Source organism: Streptomyces sp. H27-H5, assembly GCF_026627505.1.
Lineage (GTDB): Bacteria > Actinomycetota > Actinomycetes > Streptomycetales > Streptomycetaceae > Streptomyces.
On record NZ_JAPNLK010000011.1, the window covers coordinates 41,710 to 61,407 of the forward strand.

Consider the following 19,698-nt stretch of genomic DNA (forward strand, 5'->3'; position numbering starts at 1 on the left):
GACTCAGCCCGAGAGCGCCTTGTCCCAGTTGCGGTTGACGGTGCGTCGCGCATTCTCCGTCTGTGCCTCCGTCGGGAACGTCGGCGTGCCCTCGACCGTCGGCAGTTTCTCCGCGGCGGCCTTGTCGAGTGTGCCGTTCTTCCTCATCGCGTCCATGAGGACGGGGCGCGCATAGGCGGCGAGCCGGAGGTTCTGGCCCTCCGGGCTGAAGAGGTACTCCTGCCACAGGCGTGCCGCCGCGGGGTGCGGGGCGTCCTTGTTCACCCCGTTCGCGTAGTACTGGGCGAAGCTGCCGTCGAAGGGGATGGCGGTCCGCCAGTCGATGTCAGCGCCCTTCTTCCTGAAGTCGTCGGCATATCCGAGGTTGAGGAAGTCCCAGTCGATGCTGATCGGGGTCTGGCCCTTCGCGATCGTGGTCACCGAGGATTCGAGCGGGATGAAGTTGCCGTTCTTGCGGAGGTCGGCGAAGAAGTCGATACCGGGCTGGATGTTGTCGAAGGAACCCCCGTTCGCCAGGGCCGCCGCGTACACCCCGGCGAAGGCGGAGCCGGACTTGGTGGGGTCGCCGTTGAGCGCGACCTTGCCCTTGTACTCGGGCCTGCGCAGATCGGCGAACGTCGAGGGGCAGGTCTTGACGCGCTTGGCGTCGCAGCCGATCGAGATGTAGCCGCCGTAGTTGTTGTACCAGCGGGCCCGCGGGTCCTTCTGCTCCTCGGGGATCTGGTCGTACTCGGCGACCTCGTACGGAGCGAGCAGGCCCTGCCGGGCCGCGGACTGCGCGAACGAGCCCCCCACGTCGATCACGTCGGGGGCGAGGCCTGCGGCCCGGTGCTCCTTCAGGGCGTCGATCTCGTCCTGGCTGGTCCCTTCCGGGTTCTCCACCGTGACCTTGATCCCGTACTTCTTCTCGAAGCCTTCGATCAGCGCGCCGTAGTTGGCCCAGTCGCTCGGCAGCGCGATCGTGTTGAGCGAGCCCTCCTTCTTTGCCGCCGCGGTCAGCGCCGCCATGCCGCCGGTGTCCGCGGCGGAGGTGGCCACCGCGGGCGCTCTGGGCGTGGCGTCGGGCTTGTCTCCACAGGCGCCGAGGGGCGCCGCCGCGAGAGCCAGGCAGGCGGCGACGGAGGCTGTCCGGAGACGGGATGCGGGCACAAAGGCTCCATTACGGCCGATCGTCCACTGATCGAGGCCAGCGTACGTTCGGCGGCCTCGCCGCGCAGTCCCAGACGCTCCAGGTCGCAGACGCTCCCGGTCCCGGGGCGGTCGCGGTGCCCGACGGGTGTGTGCGTCGCCTCCCGGACCGGAGGGTTCTCAGAACCCTTCCTCGCCCCACCCGGCCAGGAGCGCCTCCGCGAGGTCCAGCGCGGGCGGCGCGGTCTCGTCCTGGAGGGTCTGCTCGCTCCAGATGATCTTTCCGCGTGCGGTGTAGCGGGTGCCCCAGCGCTCGGCGAACTGCGCGACGAGGAACAGGCCGCGCCCGCCCTCGTCGGTGTCCTCGGCCCGACGCAGGTGCGGGGAGGTGCTGGACCCGTCGGAGACCTCGCAGACCAGGCTCCGGTCGTACAGCAGCCTCACCCGGATGGGCTCGGTGCCGTAGCGGATGGCGTTGGTCAACAGCTCGCTGAGGATGAGTTCCGTGGTGAAGGCGATGTCCTCCAGACCCCAGTCCACCAGTCGGCGGGAGCAGGCGTTGCGCACCGGCGACACCGCCGCGGGGTCGGGGGACACCTCCCACTCGGCGATCCGTGCGGGGTCCAGCCGGCGGGTACGGGCCACCAGCAGCGCGACGTCGTCGCCGGGCCGGGTGGGCAGCATCGCGTCGATCACCGCGGTACAGGTCTCCTCAGGAGTACGAGCAGGCCCCGCCAGGGCGGCGCGCAGCGCGGCCTGGGCCGCGTCCGGATCGCGGCCCCGGCTCTCGACCAGGCCGTTGGTGAAGAGGGCCAGCCGGGAACCCTCGGGCAGGGTGATCGTCATGGTCTCCATGGGCAGACCCGCGCCCAGGCCCAGCGGCGGGGAGACGGGAACGTCGGGGAAGGACACGGTTCCGTCCGGGTGGACCAGAGCGGGGCCGGGATGCCCGGCGGCGGCGGCCGTCACCTGCCCCGAGACGGGGTCGTAGATGGCACACAGACAGGTGGCCCCGGTGATCCCCTGCCACTCCTGCTCGTCGGTGTCGATGTGGGCGACCAACTCGTCCAGGTGGCTCAGCAGCTCGTCCGGAGGCAGGTCCAGGGTGGAGAAGTTGTACACGGCGGTGCGCAGCCGGCCCATCGTGGCGGCGGCGTGCAGACCGTGGCCGACGACGTCGCCGACCACCAGGGCCACCCGGGCCCCGGGCAGCGGGATGACGTCGAACCAGTCCCCGCCCACCCCCGCCTGGGCCGCCAGATAGCGGTGCGCGACCTCGACGGCGGACTGCTCCGGTACGCGCCGGGGCAGCAGGCTGCGCTGCAGGGTGACGGCCATGGTGTGCTCGCGGGTGAAGCGGCGGGCGTTGTCGATGGACAGCGCCGCCCGGGCGGTCAGCTCCTCGGCGAAGGACACGTCCTCCTCGTCGAACGGCGCGGAGTCCTCGCCCCGCCAGTAGCCGACCATGCCCAGCAGCACGCCCCGGGCGCGCAGGGGCACGGAGATCAGGGAATGGATGCCGCGGTCCAGGATCTGCTGGGCATTGGCCTGGTGCTGGGCCCGCCAGTGCTGGGGGGTGGCGCGGAGGTCCGCCTCCAGGACCGCGTGGCCGCCTGCCCGCCCGGTGGCCATGGGGCCGCTGGGAGCGACCCGGATCAGCTCGCCGACGGGGGAGAGCGGATGGTTCCCGTCAAGGCCGACGACGGCGGTGCGGCGCATCTCGGTGCTCGCCTCGGACGGCTCCTCGCCGCGCAGCACCGGGTCCAGCAGGTCGACGGTGACCACGTCGGCGAACCGGGGGACCGCCGCCTCCGCCAGCTCCTCCGCGGTGCGCTCCAGGTTCAGCGTCGTCCCGACCTGCATCCCCGCGTCGTACAGCAGGTTCAGCCGCTCGCGGGCCATCTCGGCCCTGCCGGAGAGTGCCCGCAGCTCGGTGGTGTCCCGCAGCGTGACGACCGTCCCGGCCTTCCCGTAGGGGGCGGTGCGCCGGATGTTCACCGCGAGCAGCCGATCGGCCGCCACGTGCAGCTCATCGGTCGCGGAACGTCCCGACGCGACCGACTCGGCGATCCCCTCCTCCAGACCCAGGTCCGTGACGGGCAGCCCTTCCGCGTGCACCGGCAGGTCCAGGAGCCGCCGCGCCTCGTCATTGGCCAGGAGCAGCCGTCCGTCACCACCGACGATCAGCACGCCCTCTCGTACCGCGTGGAGCACCGCGTCGTGGTGCTCGTACATCCTCGTCATCTCGGCCGGTCCCAGGCCGTGGGTCCGGCGCAGCAGCCGACGGCTCACCAGGGCCGTCCCGCCCGCGGAGAGGAGAAGCACCACGGCCGCGGTGCCGAGGACGACCGGCAGCTGTCGGTTGACCATGTTCTGTACGTTCTGGACCGTGACGGGGGAGGAGACGACGGCGATGACCCGCCCGTCGGGGTCCTTGACGGGGACCACCGAGACCACGGAACGGCCGAGGGACCCTTCGAACGTCTCCGTGAAGGACGTGCCGGCCGCCGCCTTGGAGAAGGGGCCCACGACGTGCTTCCCGATCTGCCGCGGATCGCTGTGGGTGAGCGTGACGCCGTCGAGCGTGTACACGTTGATGCCGTCGACCTCGGCGATCTTCCGGGCCGCCTCCGCACTCGGCTGGAGGACCGCGCTCGGATGGGCGCTGTGCAGGGCCGGGACGATTCCGGGGGATTCCGCGAACGTTCCGGCGGCGGCGAGCGTCCGGTGCCGGGCGTCCATCATGGCGGAGCTGCGGGCCTGCACCACGAGCGCCCCCACCGCGGCGGCGACGAGAAGCATCACGACGGCCAACTGGAGGAGGAACACCTCGCCGGCCACGCTGCGCACGCTCAGCAGGGAGGACAGACGCTGTGGCCTGCGCACCCTGCCCTTGGGGGGCCGGACGTGCTCCTGGTCCACCGGGCGGGATCCTGACCGGGGACGGCGCGGGGAGGCGGAAAAGCTCGCGGTCAAGCCGAGCAGCCGGCGCCGGAGATCTCCCAGGAAAACGCCCATGTTCATATTTTCCAACCTCTTCGGGCCGTCGGCAGCGGGGAGCGTCGGTCGCCGGCCCGCAGCGATCTTGGGATCGCCGCTCAGGACGAGGGTGTGGCGCGCCGTGCGGGGGCATTGGCGGGGTCCGGTCCGCCGCCATGGCGCCCACCGGGCCGGGGAACCGGAGTGGCGGCCATGCGTCCGGACGAGGCAGGCTGTACGCATGAGGGCGCCCGTGCGCTCGCCCCCGGGACCGGGAGCCGGCGGTCACCACCAGGTCCTTTTCGCACTGGCGGAGTGCCTGCCCTTCGCACTCGCCCTGCTGGTGCTCGTCGTCGAGCTCACGCCCGCACACGTCCTGTACACCGGCCCCCTGCTGGTCGCGACACCCGCCTTGGCGGCGGTGACGATGGGGCCCAAGGGCACGCTCGCGGCGACGGGGGTGGCCGTCGGAGTCAGCGTGGTCACCGCCACCCACAACCATGCCTGGGGAGGCCAGCAGGTCTACACGAACTTCCTCGCCCTGTTCCTGGTCTCCGCGGCGAGCCTCATGACGAGCAGCACCGCGCGGACGCGCCGGGAGAACGAGCTCAACCAGGTCCGGCGGATCGCCACGGCCGCCCAGGACGTCCTGCTGCGGCCGGTGCCGTCCCGGCTGGGCGGCGTGCGGGCGGCCAGCCTGTACCTGGCGGCCGAGTCGGGTGCGCAGATCGGCGGCGATCTGTACGAGGCGGTCAAGACCCGGTACGGCATCCGGATGATTGTCGGAGATGTCCGGGGCAAGGGTCTGCCCGCCGTACGGGCCGCCGCGATCGTGCTGGGCGCTTTCCGGGAGTCCGTGCACTACGAGGACGACCTGGTGGAGGTCGTCAACCACTGCGAGGCGGCCCTGCGGCGGGACGCCCTCGTCGCGGGCGCGCTCGCGGGCGCGGGCGAGGCCGACGGCGACGACACCCTCCTCGAGGCATTCGTCACCGTCGTGGTGGTCCAGATCCCGGACGGCAGCCCCCATGTCGAGGTGGTCAACCGCGGCCACCCGCCGCCCCTGGTGCAGCGGGACGGCTCGGTCCGGTTCCTGATGCCCGCCACACCCCTGCCGCCGTTGGGCCTGGCGGAGTTCATCAGCGGTCCTCCCGGGCGGGTGGACCGCCATCCGTTCGCGCAGGGGGACAGGCTGTTGTTGTACACCGACGGTGTGATCGAGGCGCGCGACCGGGACGGCGCCTTCTTCGACCTGTCCGAGGCCATGGCGGGCATGCGCGACCGCACCCTGGAGGAGTTCCTGGAAGGCCTGCGCCAGGCGTTGCTCCGCCACACCCGGGGCGCCCTCGCGGACGACGTCGCGGTCATCCTCGTCGACCGGTGCGAGGACGAGGGACACGAGTAGGGGACCGTGGGCTGCCTGCGGTCGGCCGTGCCGGTGAGGAGACCGTCACCCATGGATGCGCGTGATGTGGCGATGGCCGCCCGCGAGATCCCGGACCGAGTGAACCCGGCAGGCGCGCCGTCAGGGGTTGTCGACGGACCGACAGCGGATCACTCGCCGTTCGCGTTGCGACTCGCGCTTCCTCGCGCGGCGGCGTTCGCCTCCCACTCGCGGCCGATGGAGCGGATCAGCGCCGGGTACACCCCGAGGTACCGGAAGGGCTTGATGGCGGCCATGTAGAGGGAGCCGAGCAGTCCGTTCGGCTTCACCAGGACGGCCATCTGGCCGCGGTGGCCGCCGGCCCCGTCCGGCACCCAGCCGATGTGCATCACCGCCCGCACGGTCTTGTTGGCCATCTCGGCGGCCCATTCGTCCTCGCGCTGGTAGAGCGAGGTGAACGGGGACGAGCCGAGGTCGGGACCCCGGGGCCCGTCGCGGAGGTCCGTCGGCAACCGGTCGCGCAGTTCGGCCCGCCGGCCGGCGGTGTCGGACTCCGGCTCGTCCCAGCCGAACAGCGCGCCGAGCCTCCAGCGGACGGCGAAGAGGGCACGGGAGACGAAACCGTCTCCCTTCACCCCGCTCTTCATGCCCTCGGCGAACTGGCCCACCAACCAGGCGAGGTCGTCCGGTCCGCCGGGGGTGGGCAGCGCCCATACGTCCTCGACCGTGAAGTCGTCGGCGATCTCGTGGATCCTCCACGGGCGTTCGGTGTGGTCGGTTCGGGGAAGTCGCATGGCCGGACCCCTGTCTATACGGTGGCGTATATATCGAGTGTAGGCAGATCTATACGCCCCCGTATACTCGGCGGGACGTGAGGAGACACACAGGGAGGAGGCACGCAGGATGGGCGCGACCCGCACACCCCGCGGAAAGTGGATCGAGGAGGGCCTGCGGGCACTCGTCGCCGGCGGCCCCGAAGCCGTGCGGATCGAGGCGCTGGCCCAGGCACTCGGCGTCAGCAAGGGTGGCTTCTACGGCTACTTCCGCAACCGGGACGCACTGCTCACCGAGATGCTCGACACCTGGGAGTACGAGGTCGCCGAAGGCGTCATCGAGCAGGTGGAGAGCGGCGGGGGAGCGGCCAGGGTCAGGCTGAAGCGACTCTTCGACATCGTCGTCGAGAGCACCGACGGGCCGGTGCGGGGCACCACCGCCGACATCGCGATCCGCGACTGGGCCCGCCGCGACGCGGCCGTCGCCGAGCGCCTGCGCCGCGTCGACAACCGCCGCATGGACTACCTGCGTTCGCTGTTCTCCTCTTTCTGCCCCGACGAGGACGAGGTCGAGGTCCGCTGCCTGCTCGCCGTCTCGGTACGCATCGGCAATCACTTCAACGCCGCCGACAACGGCAGGCGCAGCCGCGCCGAGGTGATGGAGCTGATCGGTCGCCGGCTGCTGGAGTAGCCGCCGGACTCAGGGCGGAGGAGGGGGAAACGCGCGCGAACGGGATCCCGGGGACAGGATCACCCGCGCGCACCCGGCGCCAAGGGCATCCGAAGCGCGTCGGCGGGGCAGGAGAGGCCCATGACCGCATCCACTTCCTCTCCCACACCCGACGACGACCCGAAGCGCTACGCGGGTCTCGGTACCGACGAGGCCGAACGCCAGGCACACCGGCGCGGCTGGTCGACCGTGCGCACGGTCCCTCCGGGCACGATCCTGACCATGGAACACCGCGCCGGACGGCTGAACTTCGAGGTCGAGGACGACACCGTGCGGCGCGCCTGGAGCGGATGACCACCCGCGTGCGGCCTCCCTACCACGGGAAGGCGCCGCGCCGGACGACGTCCATGTCCACGGTGGATCGACCACCCGGCACGTTGCCTCAGAGGTACGACGCGGTGGTGCGGACCTCGCCGATGCGGGAGAAGACCCGTTCCACGGTCAGGGTGTGCTCATCGGCGGCGAACCCCGACATGGCGTCCGCCACGAACTCGACCTCGTACCCCCGGTCGGAGGCGGCCCACGCGGTGGCCGCCACCCCCATCGTGGTCACCAGGCCCGCGAGGACCACCGTGTCCACGCCCCGTTCGCGCAGCCGCCCGTCCAGACCGGTGCCCTCGAAGGCCCCGACGGTGCGCTTGACGATCTCGATGTCCCCGGGCCGTACCAGCCCCTCCACGTACCCGCTGCCGGGCTGGCTCAACGCCCAGGGCCGGCAGACCACCGTCGTCGAACGCTTCGACGAGCTTCGCGAGGACGGGCAGAACATCGACGTCCGCGGCGCGGGCCGCGAGGTCGCCCGCCGCATGGGCATCGAGGACGCGATCCGCGCCGCCTCGACCGGTGAGACGGGCAGCGAGTTCGTCGACGCCACCGGCGCCCCTCTCGCCCGCTTCGCGGCCGGCACGTCCGACTCCGACGGGCCCACCGCCGAGCTGGAGATCCTGCGGGGCCAACTGTCCCGCATCATCATCGACCGCACCCGCGAGGACACCGAGTACCTCTTCGGCGACCGGATGTCGCCCTCGACGACACCGAGGACGGGGTCACGGTCACCTTCGCCCACGGTCCGACCCGCACGTTCGACCTGGTCGTCCTCGCCGAGGGACTGCGCTCCCGCACCCGATTCCTGGTCTTCCCCGAGATCGACGCCGTGCGCGAACTCGACTTCTACATCGCCTATCTGACCCTCCCCCGCACGGGCGCCGACACCTACCTGTGGCGCTGGCACAGCGCCGGCCACGGTCGCAGCGTCACCCTGCGCCCGGACAACCTCGGCACCATCCGGGCCACACTCGCCTTCCTGTCCTCAACCCGCGCGGCCGCGCCGGGCTCGCCACGATGAACACCGTCCTGAGGGTCGTCGGCAGCCAGGCCGCCGCCCGACTCGGTGGCCTGGCGTCGAAGTTGTTCACGCCCCCCGCCGACGCGATCGACCTCCCCACCTACCCACCCCGTGACACCACCTCGTGAGCCCGCCTCGTGACACCACCCGGCCGCGTCGATGACGGCGGCCGCATCGGCCGCCGAACCCGACTGCATCATGAACCCGCAGGTCGGAGGCCCTATGCGGGTGGACCTCAGGAGGTCACGGGGGTCCAGTCGCCCAACCAGTCCCCGACCTCCTGGCCGGAGGCCCGGGCGTCGCTCAGATGCGGGCGGTCGCCGCTCGGTGTGCCGGCGCCCGGGCCGGTGTTCGCGTACTCCGCGAAGCGGTCGTCCTTCCAGGAGAAGCCGCCCATGTCGGACCACGGTGCGGGGCGGATGCCGCTGCCGAGCGTGGAGTCGCGCACCGTGGTCTGCGGGTCGAGGGACGCGTCGCCGCCCGCGTGCCACGGCCGGCCGAGGGCGAAGCTTCCGGGAGCCACGTCGCCGTTGAACGTGCTGTTGACGATCAGGAACCCCTTGCGGCCGGCGGGGGTGCTGGGCGCGGTGACGCAGCCTGCCGAGGTGCCGTCCCAGCGCTTCTTGAGGGTGATCACCGAGCGGTCGATCACGGCGGTGGCACTGCCGAAGACGAAGTCGACGGTACCGACGACGTACGAGTTCGTCATGTAGACCCGGCCGGGCCTCGCACGCGCGGCGCCGTCCAGCTCAAGGGTGTCCTGGTCGCCCGTGATGATCACACTGTCGAGGAGGATCTTGTCCGCGGCGGTGCGCAGCGCGACCGCCTGTGCGCTGACGTCGCGGTGGGCCTTCTCGTCGAAGTCGTTGGAGACGGTGAGGTTGCGGGCCTGGAAGTCATCGGCCTCGACCGCGACGGTCGCACTGCCGGCGGTGCCGTACGTGCCCGACCCGTCCGGTGTGGGGGTGCCGGAGGCGTTGCCGTGGACGATGACCGTGTCCCGGCGGCTGCCGCCGGTCCCTTGCAGGGTGACGTGCGGCTTGTTCGACGGGATCCTGACCGTTTCCCGATAGGTGCCGGGCTTGACGCTGATGACGACCCGTGTGGTGTTGTTCGCCGGTACCGCGTCGACGGCGGCTTGGACGGTCCTGTACCGGCCGGAGCCGTCCTTGGCCACGGAGAGCGTGGCCGTGGCGGGAGCGGTGGCGGCCGTTGTGCCGATGGTGGGACGGGGGCCGGCGCCGGACTTCACCTTCGAGGGGACGGCGGCGGTCGGGTCCAGGGTGTAGCGGTAGTACGTCCTCGGGTCGAAGGCCTTCCCGCCGCTCTCGTTGCGGCCGGTGGTGTGCACGAAGACGTTCCCGCGCTGCACGAGGGAGGCCGTTCCGTCCTTGGTGACGGGGTTGGCGAGGCCCTCGAAGTAACTGTTCTCCAGCACCATCCTGGTCCCGCCCCGCGCGTAGTTGCCGTAGGAAGCGGAGATGGAGGAATCCGGGTCGTCCTGGAGGAAGTTGTTGTACAGGTGCGCGTGCGCCACGTTGTCGGTGGACGGATTGCGCTGCTCGGTCTCGTGGAACCAGTTGTGGTGGATCGTGATGTCGGCGGTGATGTGATCGGTCCAACCTATGCCGAAGGCCTTGTTGTCGTTCTTCAACTGGTTCCAGGACACCGTCAGGTACGTGGTGTCCTTGCGGCTGTCGATCAGCCCGTCGGCCATGTTCCGCAGGTTGTTGTGGTCGATCCACACGTGGTGGGCGCCGTCCATCTGGATCGCGTCCCAGTCGTGGTCCTTGTCGTTCCACGTCCCGGCGTACGAGTCGCGGATGGTCAGGTTCCTGATGATCACGTTGTGTACGCCCTGCCCCAGGAAGAAACCTCCGCCGACGATCTGGCCCGCGGTGCCCGCGCCCACGATGGTCTTGTCCGAGGCGACCTTGATCTCCTTGCCCTTCGGGGCCATGGTGATCGTGCCGGCCACGACGATGACGTACGGCTTCGAGGCGGTGGCGTACCTCTCCAGGTCGGCAAGGTTCCGCACGGTGACGATCGCGCCGTCCCGCCCGCCGTAAGTGCCTTTCTGCCCCAGCGCGTTGACCGAGGCGAAGCCGTCCGCGACCTCCCGGGCCCACGCCGGGGTGGCACCGGCCGTCGCTGCTTTCTCCGAGGCTTCGGCACCGAACGCACCGAAGGCCCCGCCGTACGCCAGGCCCGCTGCGGTCGCCGTTGCCAACGGAATGCCCACGCTCAGGCCGAGCCTGCGCCTGCGGTGCCGTGCCGTGTGTCGAGTGGTTCGCATCGCTCACTGTCCTGGTGGTCGGGGTGGTTGGTGGTGGACGCCAACCAGTTGCCACCGCGGACGGAAAGGTTGCCGCGAGTCCGGGACGGACGGTGACGGGTGAGCCTGCCCGGGCCGAGGGCTCGCGTCACGGCCTACGGGCGTGCTCCCCGGCGACCCGCGCCATCGGGGTGTCGTCATCGGCGCGCGAGACGGCGGCACGTACGACCAGCACGGCGGCCGTGTCGTCGTCCAGGCCGTGCGCGCTGAACCGGTGCAGGTCGGCCGCGAGTCGAGGCAGCACCTCGCGGTCCGCCACCTCCTGCCAGGCCGACACCCGTTCGACGAGCGGGTAGAAGGCACCGGAGGCATCGCGGGTTTCACTGACGCCGTCCGTGTACATGAGCACACGGTCACCCACCTCGAAGGGCACTTCCTCGACGGTGTGGTCGTCCTCGACACTCACCGGAAGGTGGACGGGCAGGGACGGCTGCGGGAAGTCGACATACTGAGCCGTGTGGCCGCGCACCTGACGGACGGGTGGCGGGTGACCGCAGCTGAGCAGCCTCATCACCGGGCGGTCGGTGGGAATCTCGGCCAGGATCACGGTCGCGAAGCGGTCGGCGTCGTCGATGCCGACGCGCGACTCGTAGTGGCGCATGCTGGCCTCGAGCTTGCGGGCGATGGCGGCCAGGTCGGGTTCGGTGTACGCCGACTCTCTGAAGGAGCCGAGGAGCACAGCCGCGATCTCGACCGCCCCGAGCCCCTTGCCCTGCACGTCTCCGATCATCACCCGCACCGCGCCTTCCACCTGGAGCGCCTTGTAGAAGTCGCCGCCGAGGTGGGCGCCGGCCACCGAGGTCTCATACAGGAGGTGCAGGTCGACGCATCCCAGATGCTCGGGCAGCGGGTGTTGAACGGCGCGCTGTGCCACGTCCGCGACCTCCCGGACGTGCCGCAGCTCCTTCTCGCGACGCTGACGGACGCTGCTGGACCAGGCCGCCACCACGCTGATCATCCCGACCAGCACGGTGAACGACAGGGCGGCCCGAACGGGAGGCTCTCCGCGGTCCGCCTCCAGCATGGTCAGCACCACGATCGCGGCCGCCCCGAAGGCCATGGTCCCCCACACGCCCCACCCCACGGCGGCCAGTCCGGGCACCACGTAGAGGAAGGCACCGTAGTGATCCTGCTGCGGCGTCGCGAAGTCGGTGACCGCCGCTGCCACGATCATGACGGCAGGGAGCAGGCGGACCGCACGGTACCGGGTTCTCGTATTGCGAAGGAGGTCCACCACCCGATCTTGGGCGACGCCGGAGAAGTGCGCCGCCCGCCACGCCGCCGAACGAGAAGCCCGCAGCCCCGGCAGGTGGGCCGGCTGTTCGCACGCCGGGGTCGCACCCGCGCCGTGGCCCCGAACGGAGCCGCCGCCCGTGCGGGCCATACGTCGTCCTGCCGGACGCGACGAAAGCGGACTCGGTCATCTGTTCGGGTCGAGGAGGGGTGGTGCACGCCCCGAGTCCCGCCGGCCGTGTTCGTCAGGGCGCTATGCCACCATTACGCAGATATCGTGAGAAACGTGACCGAATCTGGGCGGCCGTGGCTCCGCCGGCGCGACGGCCGGGGATGGTTCGTGCGGCTGTCGCCGGTCATCCTGACCGTGGTGATCGCCAGCCTGGCCTACGCCACACCGCCGGAGATGGCCTTCAGTCGCCTCTTGCCCGCGGCGCCGGCCCTGGCCGCCGCCATGTGGCCGGTCCTGCCCACCGTCCTGCTCGGGACGGTCTGCCTCCTCCTGATGATCGGCCTCGGCCTCGTCTTCCCCGACCTGGGAACGTGGTGGACGGCCGCGGGGATCATCGCGGTCACCGTGGCCGCCGCGTACGGAAGCCACGTCCGGCTGTTGCGCGAGCGCACCCTCATCCAGGTACGACTCGTCGCCGACGCGGCGCAGCAGGTGGTGCTGAGCCCCATGCCACGCCGCATCGGGCGCATGGAGATCGAGTCGCTGTACCTCGCGGCCGCGGCGGAAGCCCGCATCGGCGGGGACTTCTACGAGGTGGTCGACACGCCCTACGGGGTCAGACTGCTCATCGGCGACGTGCGGGGCAAGGGCTTGCCGGCAGTGGGGGCGGCCGCGGCGATCGTCAATGCCTTCCGCGAGGCGGCCTTCGGCGAGACCGACATGATCAACGTCGCACGAAGGCTGGACGCCAGCAGCACCCGCTACAACGCCGCCTTTCCGCCCGAAGGGCCGATGGAACGCTTCGCCACCGCCCTCCTCGTCCAGATCCCGCACGACGGCAGACGTGTCGACATCCTCAACTGCGGACACCCCCCGCCACTGCTCCTGAACCGCGGGAGACTCCGTGTCCTCGAATCCGCCACCCCCTCGCCACTGCTCAGCCTCGCGGAGCTCCTCGGTGAGCACTACAACGTCGATTCCTTCGACTTCGCCCCCGGGGACCTGCTGCTCCTCTATACCGACGGGATCGCGGAGGCCCGCGCCCGCGACGGCGAGTTCTTCCCGCTGGCGGCCTGGATGCGTCGACAACCCCCGACGCCACCCCGTGAACTGCTCACGACTCTCCACCGCGACCTGCTCCGCTACAGCAGAGGACGCCTCGACGACGACATCGCCGCCCTGGCCGTACGCCTGCGTGAGACCTGAAACCCGAGGGGCGGATGTGGCCGGGGGGCGGTCGTTCAGGACGGTCGGGGCGGCGTCGCCACGCGTTTCGCTGTCCGTCGGGGCACCCGCCCAGGGCTAGTCTCGGGACGTGGGACAGCCTGAGCAACGCGCCGAAGGCGCGGGACCCTTCACCACTCGGCGCACCTGGCACCGCTCCGACGGGGGAACCGTCGTGTGGGAGTCGCGCGCCGCGTGCAGACGGGGGGTGCTCTCGGTCCGGGGCCCGGGAGACACGGCTTCCGTGTCCGCGCGTGCCGACGCCGGAGCCCTCGGGCGCCTTCGCAGACTGAACGCCCTCGCCTCGGGCGCCTTCGTCATTGGAGGGGCGCTCTTCGCCCTCGGGGCCGCCGTGGCCCAGTTCGGATCGGGCGACGCGGGCGAGAGCGCCTCCCTCTACTTCGCCGGCGGTCTGTTCTTCAATCTCGGGGGCTACACCTCCCTCCTGCAGGCGCTGAACGCGCCTCGCCACTCCCGGCAGGGCGGTGACCTGGTCACCGCCGACTGGAGGTGGTGGGGGTACGAGCCCATGCGGCTGGACTGGCTGAGCACATTCGTCCTGTTCGTGGGCACGCTCGTGTTCGGCGTCAACCTTCTGGACTCCTTCCTCCAAGGGCTCACCGCTCAGCAGACCAACCGGCTCATCTGGGCCCCTGACGTGGTCGGATGCGTACTCTTCCTGGTCTCGGGCCACCTCGCGTTCGCCGAGATCTGCCACCGGTCCCGGCCCTGCTTTCGTTCGCGCAGTCTGGGCTGGTGGATCGTCGCCGTGAACCAGTTGGGGTCGGTGCTCTTCATGCTCTCGGCACTGGCCGCCTTCACCCGGCCGGCCACCGGAAGCCTGATCAACGCCGACATCGCGAACTGGGGGACGCTGTCCGGCGCCCTGTGCTTCTCGGTCGGCGGCATGCTCCAGGCCTTCGAACGACCGTAGGGCCACCGATGAGTTTCGCGCCGCCCGCCCGTCTACCTTCTCGAAGAGCCTGAGAAGCCGGACAACCGCCCGGGAAGGGTGAGGAACATGAAGTACATGACCCAGTTGAACGTGCCTGCCGACCAGTGGGACGCCATCATGTCGTCGTTCTCGGCGGACGACACGAAGGCCATGTTCGCCCACATGAATGCCCTCAACGAGGACCTCGTTTCGGCGGGGGAGTGGGTCGACGGTCAGGGCCTCGGGGGCCCGTCACTGGTCAAGACGGTGCGAGCCGGGAGCGACGGCCGGCCGCAGGTGACCGACGGGCCGGCCCAGGAAGGCCGCATCCTGGCCGGCTACTGGCTGGTCGACGTCAAGAACGAGGACCGGGCCCTGGAGATCGCCGCACGGGCGTCGGCGTCCCCCGGCCCGGGCGGGAAGCCCGGCAACGAACCGGTCGAGGTGCACGCGATCCCCGGTGACCCCACGGAAGCCTGAGTCCGCCCGGCCGCGGCACCGTCCGGAGGCGGTCGCGCCGGGCCTCGGGCCGACCCTCGCGCCCGGCATCACGAGCGCAGTCGTGCCGGGCGCGGGCCATGCCGGGCACGTCCGGCTGACGACGGCGAACCTGGGTAGGGGAGCCGTGGGAGCCCGCACCGGCCGGCGAAAGGGAGGCCCGACATGACGCAGCGCGCCACCGTGAGGGAACTGCTGGCCGAACACGGGCGGACCCATGCCGAGGAGGCGGGAATCCACCTGCGGAACACCCCCATGCCGCTGTACCAACTGCTGACGCTCTGCGTCCTGTTCTCCGTGCGCATCAAGGCGGACATCGCGGTGGCCGCCGCGTACGAGGTGTTCGCCGCAGGGTGGCGCACGCCCCGGGCGATGGCCGCGTCCTCCTGGCAGGACCGGGTGGACGCACTGGGCCGTGCCCACTACCGTCGCTACGACGAAAGCACGGCGACGGCGCTCGCAGAGGGCGCCGAACTCGTCCGCGACCGGTACGCCGGAGACCTGCGACGGCTGCGCAAGGCGGCGTGCGAGGACCCCGACCGCATCCGTGAGCTGCTCCGGGAAGTACCGCGGATCGGCCCGGTGGGCGCCGACATCTTCTGCCGCGAGGCACAGGGCGTCTGGCCCGAGCTGCGCCCCGCCTTCGACCTGCGGGCTCGCCACGCTGCCGCCGAGCTGGGGCTCCCTCGGACAGCCGAGGGCCTGGCGCATCTCGTGAGTGCCGAGGATCTGCCCAGGCTGGCGGCCGCCCTGGTCCGCGCCGAGCTCTCCTCCGCCCGGTCCTGACAGGCTCTGACCCGTTCCGACCGGTCGTGCACCGCGCGTGACCCGGGTGGACCCGGCCCGGTCGCGGCCGGCGACGGGGCCCAGCACGCTGCCTGTACGTGCACGCGCCGGCCGTGAACGCGGCCGCGGTACTCCGGCGCACGGGCGGACCTGATCGCCACCCGAAGTCGGTGTGATGCGCCCTCGTCCGGGCAGACGCGGTGCGCGTCCGGTGGATCCGCCACCGGATCGGTACGTGACGAGTCGAGGAGAGGCCATGCCCCGCGGATCCAGCCCCAAGCGCGAACGTCAGTACGAGCACATCAAAGAGAGCGCCGAGCAGCGCGGCGAGAGCACCAAGCGCGCCGAGGAGATCGCCGCGCGCACGGTCAACAAGGAACGAGCCCGTTCCGGCGAGTCGAAGACCGCGAGCCGCTCGTCGATCCAGGACATGTCCTCCTCGAAGCGCGGCGGGCAGCGTTCCCACAGCGGCTCGCAGGGCCCGACGAAGGAGCAGTTGTACAACGAGGCGAAGCAGCGGAACATCGAGGGCCGTTCCAAGATGGACAAGGCCGAACTCAAGCGGGCCCTCGGCAAGTGAGCACGTGGCGGGCCCGAGGCCGTGCCCCTGTCGTCACCTTCGATTGAACCCGGGACGCCGGCCCGAGACGCTGGTCCGTTCGAGTGCGTCGGTGGTTCGCGATCGGGTGGTTCGCGGTGTGGTCCGGCGCCGGAACAGGTCATGCCGGTAAAGCGTGGCGGTCATGACGACTCTCTCTCGACTGCGCGGCCTCGCCGTATCGTCCACGCTGATGGCCGGAGCCTGTGGCGGGAGCAAGGCCCCCGTGACCTCCGCTCCCGCAGCGCCGTCCTCCTCCCAGGCCAGTCCGACGGGTGGTGCGATGACCGAGGACCAGCGTGAGCGCATGGCCCTGGTGCCCGCGGCGAAGGTGCAGTGGAATCATGCCGCAGCCACCGCGCTCGGCGCCGTTGCGAAGGGCCGGCTCGTGGAGATCGAGCTGACCGCGACCCGGGGCGCCGCCCCGGGTACCGCCTCGGGCAGCCCGAGCCCGGCGGCCTCCGCCCAGGCAGCCGGGATGCCGGTGTGGGACGTCTCGGTGGCTGCCGAAGACGGAACCATCCATGACGTCCGGGTCGACGCCGTCACCGGGAAGATCAGCCGCTCGCGGGTCGAGCCGGGGCAGGACGCGGACGACAAGAGCGAGATCGCCGAGCAGGTGAAGGCCGCGACCAGCACCGCGGAGAAGGCGGTGGTCACCGCCACGGGACGCACCCCGGGTGCCGTCACGGCCGTGGAACTCGACGACGACGTCTGGTCGGTCGACATCGTCACCCCGGACTGGAACAAGACCACGTACGACATCGACGCGGCCAAGGGAACCGTCGTGCGCGAGCACGTCGACCGCGACTGATCACCGGAGATGGCCGGGGGCTCTACGGGGCCTGTGTCCCCGTGCTCGACTGGGCGGCGCGGCCGGTGACGAGACGGATGGCCGCGATCGTCAGGTCGGGGTCGTGGAGCTGGACGGGACGGTCCGGCGGCCGCCAACGCTCCGAGGAAGGAGCGGTTGCAGCCGATCTCCGCCGAGGGGGCCTCACCCGCGAGCAGCGCGTCACGACGGGTACTCCTGGCCACCGACGACGACTTCAACGCGCTCGCCTCCGTCGTGATGGAGAGCAACGTCGAAGGACACGTCTACCGGGTCGGTCCGCCGCACGGCAGCCACGGTGTCGTCGCCCCCTACACCGGCGGTGGTGCCATCCTCTTCGGCACGGCGCTTGTCCGTCACGTTCTGGCACAGCGCTACGAAGAAGGGGCCCGCTTCGTGGTGCGGCCCGCGTCCTCGCCGCGCCCGCCGGCTTCCGACACCCTCTTCGTGATCCGGGCCGACCGCCGGTTGGAACCGGTCACGGAGCAGCAGCGTGTCACACCGCGCGAGGGCGACAGCGTGGTCCTGCTCGTGCCCGGACACGCCGCCGAGCCCGCCGGAGGCGCCCCGCCGCCTCCGGCTCTACCGTGACCGTGAAGGTCGAGAAGCGTCCGTACAGGTCCGGATCCGGAGGATGCCCCGTGCGTGACGGCCGAGCACTGGATTTCACCGTCCGGAAGGGCAGGCGCATGGGCGTCGTGAGCACGCGGTGATCTCCTGGGCGTTCACGTTCAGGATGCGGCAGTACATCAAGGCCAGCCTGTGGATCGTTCCCCTGTTCGGCATCATCCTGGGCGTCGTCCTCGCCGAATGGGCCATCCGCGCCGACAGGGCGGACTGGCCGAGCGGCTGGAGCTACTCGGCCACCACGGCGAGCGGCGTACTCAGCGCCATCGTCGGGGCGATGGTGGCGCTCCTCGGATTCGTCGTCACCATCGGTGTCTTGGTGGTCCAGCAGGCGACCGGAACCCTGTCCCCGCGGTACATGCGCCTGTGGTACCGGGATCGGCTGCAGAAGGCGGTGCTGGCCACCTTCACCGGAACGTTCGCCTTCGCGTTCTCCCTCCTCCGCAGCATCGAGTCGAACTCCGTACCCGACCTCGGCGTCTCCCTCGCCGGCGCGGCCGTGGCCGTCAGCCTGCTGCTCCTGCTCGTCTACCTCAACCGGTTCACTCACAACCTCAGGCCGGTGGCCATCGCCGACCTGGTCGGACGCATGGGGGAGAACGTCCTCGCGCACGGTGCCACGGTCATCCGGAATGCCGAGCCACGCGCCGACGCCCCCGTACCGTCGGGCGACCCCGTGATGAGCATCGGCTCCGAACGCGGCGGCGCCATCCAGGCCTTCAACGTGGCCGCGCTGGTGGCGGAAGCGACCCGACACGACTGCACCTTCGTCGCACGGGACCTGATCGGCGACTACGTACCGCCCGGCACCGTTCTCATCGAGGTCCACGGGGGTGAGTCATCGCCCGATCCGCGGCACGTGGCCGGGCTGATCGCCCTCGGCGCCGAACGAACCATCGAACAGGACCCCGCCTTCGCCCTCCGGATCCTCGTGGACATCGCCATCCGGGCGTTGTCGCCCGCGGTGAACGACCCCACCACCGCGGTGCAGCTCCTCAACCACATCGAGTCGTTCCTGCACATGACGGGGAAAAGGGAGCTCCCCGGCCGTTACGTGCTGGCCGACGACCACGGCCGGCCGCGGCTCGTACTGCGGGGGCGCGACTGGGAGGACTTCCTCCAGCTCGCCGTCTGCGAGATCCGGGAGTACGGCGCGTCGTCCGTCCAGGTCTGCCGGCGGCTCCGTGCCCTGCTCGAAGGCCTTCTCGACAGCCTGCCCCCGGCGCACCAGCCTGCTGTGCGCACGGAGCTGGAACTCCTACGGGAAGCAGTGGAACGGAAGTTCGCCGATCCGGTCCGCCGCGCCCTCGCCCACACGGCGGACAGCCAGGGCATCGGCGGCCGCCACCAGCCCGGGGAACGGACCCCGCAGGGCGATCCGTGATGCCGGGACATGACACCGCGGGAGCCCGAGCGGCCATGTCGGTGACCTCGCGGTGCGCCTGCCGCGCGGCGCCAGGCTCAGCGGAGAGTTTGGGGACCGGCTCAGGTACACGCGTCGCGGTCTGGGCGGAGTCGTGAAAGAGAACTCGGATGGTCACCGCCGGCAACTGTTGTTGGCCTGCGTGCGCTCGCTGGGCGCGGTTGCACTCCTGACGGCGGCCTACTACCTGCTGCCCATGGAGTCGGCGTTCACGACCACCACCGTTCTCGTGCTCGTCGGAGGCATCGCCGCGGTGGCGGCCCTCCTGGTGTGGCAGATCCAGACGATCGCGCGATCGCGGTGGCCCGGACTCAAAGCCATGGAGGGCATGGCGATCACCATCCCGCTCTTCGTCCTGATGTACGCCGCGGCCTGCTTTCTGATGGAGCACAGTGCGCCGGGAAGCTTCAGTGAACCGCTGACGCGCACGGACGCGCTGTACTTCGCGATGACCGTGTTCAGCACCGTCGGGTTCGGGGACATCAGCGCGCGCAGTGAGCCGGCCCGGCTGCTGACCACCGGACAGATCGCCGTGGATCTGCTCCTGCTGGGGGTGGCGGCCCGGCTCCTCGCGAACGCGGTCCAGCGGGGCCGGCTACGCCGCGACCGATCGGCCGGCCTCGACGAGGGCGACGGCATGCCGCCTTCCCCGTGACCGCGCGCGCGTGGTCGCCACCGCCGACCAGGGGCGCGGGGG

21 protein-coding genes are annotated in these 19,698 nt (G+C 70.9%); 15 read left to right on the forward strand and 6 right to left on the reverse strand.

Annotation, left to right across the window (positions count from 1 at the left end):
• Positions 1-3: 3 nt before the first annotated feature.
• Together OTB19_RS07325 and OTB19_RS07330 are read right to left on the reverse strand one after the other, a co-directional pair.
• Positions 4-1,149, reverse strand: a complete 1,146-nt coding sequence (locus OTB19_RS07325; protein WP_267797199.1) for an ABC transporter substrate-binding protein — start codon at positions 1,147-1,149, stop codon at positions 4-6.
• A 159-nt stretch (positions 1,150-1,308) separates the two neighbouring features.
• The gene (locus tag OTB19_RS07330; RefSeq protein ID WP_267797280.1) at positions 1,309-3,930 is read right to left on the reverse strand and encodes a SpoIIE family protein phosphatase/ATP-binding protein; all 2,622 of its coding nucleotides are present in this window, start codon (positions 3,928-3,930) and stop codon (positions 1,309-1,311) included.
• A 418-nt stretch (positions 3,931-4,348) separates the two neighbouring features.
• Here OTB19_RS07330 and OTB19_RS07335 point away from each other — a divergent pair, with 418 nt between their 5' ends.
• A complete protein-coding gene (locus OTB19_RS07335) occupies positions 4,349-5,512 on the forward strand; it encodes a PP2C family protein-serine/threonine phosphatase (RefSeq protein WP_267797200.1) in 1,164 nt (387 codons plus the stop codon).
• Positions 5,513-5,661: 149 nt separating this feature from the next.
• On the opposite strand, the gene OTB19_RS07340 is transcribed toward OTB19_RS07335, so the two are convergent.
• On the reverse strand, positions 5,662-6,285 hold the full coding sequence (locus tag OTB19_RS07340; protein WP_267797201.1) for a DUF2867 domain-containing protein: 624 nt from the start codon (positions 6,283-6,285) through the stop codon (positions 5,662-5,664).
• A gap of 109 nt (positions 6,286-6,394) precedes the next feature.
• Here OTB19_RS07340 and OTB19_RS07345 point away from each other — a divergent pair, with 109 nt between their 5' ends.
• Positions 6,395-6,955, forward strand: a complete 561-nt coding sequence (locus tag OTB19_RS07345) for a TetR/AcrR family transcriptional regulator (protein WP_267797202.1) — start codon at positions 6,395-6,397, stop codon at positions 6,953-6,955.
• 120 nt (positions 6,956-7,075) lie between these two features.
• A complete protein-coding gene (locus OTB19_RS07350; RefSeq protein ID WP_267797203.1) occupies positions 7,076-7,288 on the forward strand; it encodes an I78 family peptidase inhibitor in 213 nt (70 codons plus the stop codon).
• Between the two features lie 88 nt (positions 7,289-7,376).
• Here the strand turns inward: OTB19_RS07350 and OTB19_RS07355 are convergent, their stop codons facing one another.
• Positions 7,377-7,673, reverse strand: a complete 297-nt coding sequence (locus OTB19_RS07355) for a cysteine hydrolase family protein (protein ID WP_267797204.1) — start codon at positions 7,671-7,673, stop codon at positions 7,377-7,379.
• Here OTB19_RS07355 and OTB19_RS07360 point away from each other — a divergent pair.
• The 3 genes from OTB19_RS07360 to OTB19_RS07370 are packed head-to-tail and all read left to right on the forward strand — an operon-like array spanning position 7,645 to position 8,467.
• Positions 7,645-8,181: a hypothetical protein gene (locus tag OTB19_RS07360; RefSeq protein WP_267797205.1), complete on the forward strand. Its 537-nt coding sequence runs from the start codon at positions 7,645-7,647 to the stop codon at positions 8,179-8,181. The two genes, OTB19_RS07355 and OTB19_RS07360, sit on opposite strands and share 29 nt — an antisense overlap.
• On the forward strand, positions 8,148-8,339 hold the full coding sequence (locus OTB19_RS07365) for a hypothetical protein (RefSeq protein WP_267797206.1): 192 nt from the start codon (positions 8,148-8,150) through the stop codon (positions 8,337-8,339). Before OTB19_RS07360 ends, OTB19_RS07365 begins: the two co-directional genes overlap by 34 nt.
• Positions 8,336-8,467, forward strand: a complete 132-nt coding sequence (locus OTB19_RS07370; protein ID WP_267797207.1) for a hypothetical protein — start codon at positions 8,336-8,338, stop codon at positions 8,465-8,467. Before OTB19_RS07365 ends, OTB19_RS07370 begins: the two co-directional genes overlap by 4 nt.
• A 107-nt stretch (positions 8,468-8,574) precedes the next feature.
• Here the strand turns inward: OTB19_RS07370 and OTB19_RS07375 are convergent, their stop codons facing one another.
• Positions 8,575-10,635: a pectinesterase family protein gene (locus OTB19_RS07375; RefSeq protein ID WP_267797208.1), complete on the reverse strand. Its 2,061-nt coding sequence runs from the start codon at positions 10,633-10,635 to the stop codon at positions 8,575-8,577.
• A 127-nt stretch (positions 10,636-10,762) separates the two neighbouring features.
• Entirely contained in the window at positions 10,763-11,848 is a 1,086-nt protein-coding gene (locus OTB19_RS07380; RefSeq protein ID WP_267797209.1) for a PP2C family protein-serine/threonine phosphatase, read from the reverse strand.
• 345 nt (positions 11,849-12,193) lie between these two features.
• On the opposite strand from OTB19_RS07380, the gene OTB19_RS07385 reads away from it, so the two are divergent.
• From OTB19_RS07385 to OTB19_RS07425, 9 genes are all read left to right on the forward strand, one after another.
• The gene (locus tag OTB19_RS07385; RefSeq protein ID WP_267797210.1) at positions 12,194-13,285 is read left to right on the forward strand and encodes a PP2C family protein-serine/threonine phosphatase; all 1,092 of its coding nucleotides are present in this window, start codon (positions 12,194-12,196) and stop codon (positions 13,283-13,285) included.
• A 109-nt stretch (positions 13,286-13,394) separates the two neighbouring features.
• A complete protein-coding gene (locus OTB19_RS07390) occupies positions 13,395-14,237 on the forward strand; it encodes a hypothetical protein (protein ID WP_267797211.1) in 843 nt (280 codons plus the stop codon).
• A gap of 87 nt (positions 14,238-14,324) precedes the next feature.
• A complete protein-coding gene (locus OTB19_RS07395) occupies positions 14,325-14,717 on the forward strand; it encodes a YciI family protein (protein ID WP_267797212.1) in 393 nt (130 codons plus the stop codon).
• 183 nt (positions 14,718-14,900) lie between these two features.
• Complete coding sequence (locus tag OTB19_RS07400; protein WP_267797213.1) at positions 14,901-15,521, forward strand: endonuclease; 621 nt, start codon at positions 14,901-14,903, stop codon at positions 15,519-15,521.
• 256 nt (positions 15,522-15,777) lie between these two features.
• Positions 15,778-16,101, forward strand: a complete 324-nt coding sequence (locus OTB19_RS07405; RefSeq protein ID WP_267797214.1) for a plasmid stabilization protein — start codon at positions 15,778-15,780, stop codon at positions 16,099-16,101.
• A 163-nt stretch (positions 16,102-16,264) separates the two neighbouring features.
• Entirely contained in the window at positions 16,265-16,933 is a 669-nt protein-coding gene (locus OTB19_RS07410; protein ID WP_267797215.1) for a PepSY domain-containing protein, read from the forward strand.
• A 156-nt stretch (positions 16,934-17,089) separates the two neighbouring features.
• Complete coding sequence (locus OTB19_RS07415; protein ID WP_267797216.1) at positions 17,090-17,542, forward strand: hypothetical protein; 453 nt, start codon at positions 17,090-17,092, stop codon at positions 17,540-17,542.
• Positions 17,543-17,687: 145 nt separating this feature from the next.
• Positions 17,688-18,962 (forward strand): DUF2254 domain-containing protein, encoded by a 1,275-nt coding sequence (locus OTB19_RS07420; RefSeq protein WP_267797217.1) that lies wholly within the window; start codon positions 17,688-17,690, stop codon positions 18,960-18,962.
• Positions 18,963-19,095: 133 nt separating this feature from the next.
• The gene (locus OTB19_RS07425) at positions 19,096-19,656 is read left to right on the forward strand and encodes a potassium channel family protein (RefSeq protein ID WP_267797218.1); all 561 of its coding nucleotides are present in this window, start codon (positions 19,096-19,098) and stop codon (positions 19,654-19,656) included.
• Positions 19,657-19,698: the final 42 nt, after the last annotated feature.

Bases quoted from the DNA above. Each gene is read 5' to 3' on its own strand.
- OTB19_RS07330 (WP_267797280.1), bottom strand. From the start codon at position 3,930: ATGCTTCTCGTCGCCGCCGCGGTGGGGGCGCTCGTGGTGCAGGCCCGC.
- OTB19_RS07335 (WP_267797200.1), top strand. From the start codon at position 4,349: ATGAGGGCGCCCGTGCGCTCGCCCCCGGGACCGGGAGCCGGCGGTCAC.
- OTB19_RS07340 (WP_267797201.1), bottom strand. From the start codon at position 6,285: ATGCGACTTCCCCGAACCGACCACACCGAACGCCCGTGGAGGATCCAC.
- OTB19_RS07345 (WP_267797202.1), top strand. From the start codon at position 6,395: ATGGGCGCGACCCGCACACCCCGCGGAAAGTGGATCGAGGAGGGCCTG.
- OTB19_RS07350 (WP_267797203.1), top strand. From the start codon at position 7,076: ATGACCGCATCCACTTCCTCTCCCACACCCGACGACGACCCGAAGCGC.
- OTB19_RS07360 (WP_267797205.1), top strand. From the start codon at position 7,645: ATGTCCCCGGGCCGTACCAGCCCCTCCACGTACCCGCTGCCGGGCTGG.
- OTB19_RS07370 (WP_267797207.1), top strand. From the start codon at position 8,336: ATGAACACCGTCCTGAGGGTCGTCGGCAGCCAGGCCGCCGCCCGACTC.
- OTB19_RS07375 (WP_267797208.1), bottom strand. From the start codon at position 10,635: ATGCGAACCACTCGACACACGGCACGGCACCGCAGGCGCAGGCTCGGC.
- OTB19_RS07380 (WP_267797209.1), bottom strand. From the start codon at position 11,848: ATGATCGTGGCAGCGGCGGTCACCGACTTCGCGACGCCGCAGCAGGAT.
- OTB19_RS07395 (WP_267797212.1), top strand. From the start codon at position 14,325: ATGAAGTACATGACCCAGTTGAACGTGCCTGCCGACCAGTGGGACGCC.
- OTB19_RS07400 (WP_267797213.1), top strand. From the start codon at position 14,901: ATGACGCAGCGCGCCACCGTGAGGGAACTGCTGGCCGAACACGGGCGG.
- OTB19_RS07405 (WP_267797214.1), top strand. From the start codon at position 15,778: ATGCCCCGCGGATCCAGCCCCAAGCGCGAACGTCAGTACGAGCACATC.
- OTB19_RS07410 (WP_267797215.1), top strand. From the start codon at position 16,265: ATGACGACTCTCTCTCGACTGCGCGGCCTCGCCGTATCGTCCACGCTG.
- OTB19_RS07420 (WP_267797217.1), top strand. From the start codon at position 17,688: ATGCGGCAGTACATCAAGGCCAGCCTGTGGATCGTTCCCCTGTTCGGC.